1 protein-coding gene and 1 pseudogene are annotated in these 1,346 nt (G+C 30.8%); one reads left to right on the forward strand and one right to left on the reverse strand.

Annotation, left to right across the window (positions count from 1 at the left end; genetic code table 11):
• The coding region (locus tag MV589_RS10915) for an aldo/keto reductase (protein WP_297434793.1) at positions 1–845 on the reverse strand (845 nt) is incomplete at its 3' end.
• Here MV589_RS10915 and MV589_RS10920 point away from each other — a divergent pair.
• Positions 829–1,346, forward strand: a pseudogene (locus tag MV589_RS10920) (hypothetical protein); the annotation flags it as partial. The gene MV589_RS10915 and the pseudogene MV589_RS10920 sit on opposite strands and share 17 nt — an antisense overlap.

Below are 1,346 nucleotides of genomic sequence, written 5' to 3' on the forward strand. Positions count from 1 at the left end.
TAATTATATTGATCTGGATGGAACCTAAGCCTAAGATTTTCATTAATACGATCAATTCTTTGAATTTCATCTTGCGATAATTCAAAATCAAAAATATTTAAATTTGCACTTATGTTTAAGGGAGTTAAAGACCTAGGTACTGTTACAAGTCCATTTTGAAAATGCCATCTCAGAACAATTTGTGGTACACTTTTATTATGTTTTTCAGCTAAATTATTTAATATCTGGTTGTTTTTTATTTTTTCATGAAGTCTACCTATAGGTGAATATGCCATTATATTGATATTTTTTGATCGACAAAAGTTAATCAGTTCTTTCTGGTTCATCAAAGGATGTATTTCAAATTGGTTAACTGCAGGTATTATGCTACTCGTGGAAATCAAAGCTTCTAAATGATGCTGATGGCAATTTGCTACACCAATTGAACGTGCCAAACCTTCTTTGTAAAGTTCTTCCATTTTTCCCCATGTTTGTATAAAAATATTTGGGACAGGCCAATGAAACATATATAAATCGACATAGTCAAGCCCCAGCTTTCTAAGCGAATCTTGCAGTGCTTTTCTAATATTGCCATTCCATTGCTCATTATTACTTACTCTAGTAACAATAAAAAGCTCTTTTCGTTTTACACCACTATTTTCTATACCTTCTTGAATCAACTTTTCATTATTGTATGCCGCAGATGTATCTATTAGACGATATCCATTTCCTAAAGCCCAAGAAATAGATTTTATAACTTTATATGAAATATATTTACGATATGGTCTTATTATTAATCCATTATAGATTCTCTGATATAGTAATCCTTTTTTCTTTATCGAATCTGGTATGTTTAGACCATTCATTGGATCAGCAGTTCCTAAACCAATAGCAGGTATTTTTATTCCATTATTTAAAAATATTGGTAAGAAATGGCTTTTTAAAATTGGTTTATGGAGAAAAAGAGCTCGTGTATATGGGTGTGATATTTTGGTTCGTCAAGAAGTTTTCACAAATCCTTATCTTGGATATGAAGATGCAAAAGAGAGAGATGCAGAAGTTGTTTTTGTAAATGCAAAAGATATGGATTTAGATGAGAGAAATAAAATTATAAGTGAAGCATTGTCTGCTAAACACGAAGTGCTTTTTATTCCGACTTTTGATGAGTTTGATCTTACTAATTCACATATTGATAAATTGCAAAATACGAGAACAAATTTAGTCTACTTTAAAAATCGTCTCGCTTCGAAAAGTCGAATGCTTGTGCAGGTATGTTTTAATTATATCTTAGCGATACTTCTTTTACCAATATTATTGCCTGTAATAGCTATTTTAGCATTTTTGATAAAGAAAGAGTCTCCAGGACC

It is taken from the genome of Sulfurimonas sp., assembly GCF_026991475.1.
GTDB lineage: Bacteria > Campylobacterota > Campylobacteria > Campylobacterales > Sulfurimonadaceae > Sulfurimonas.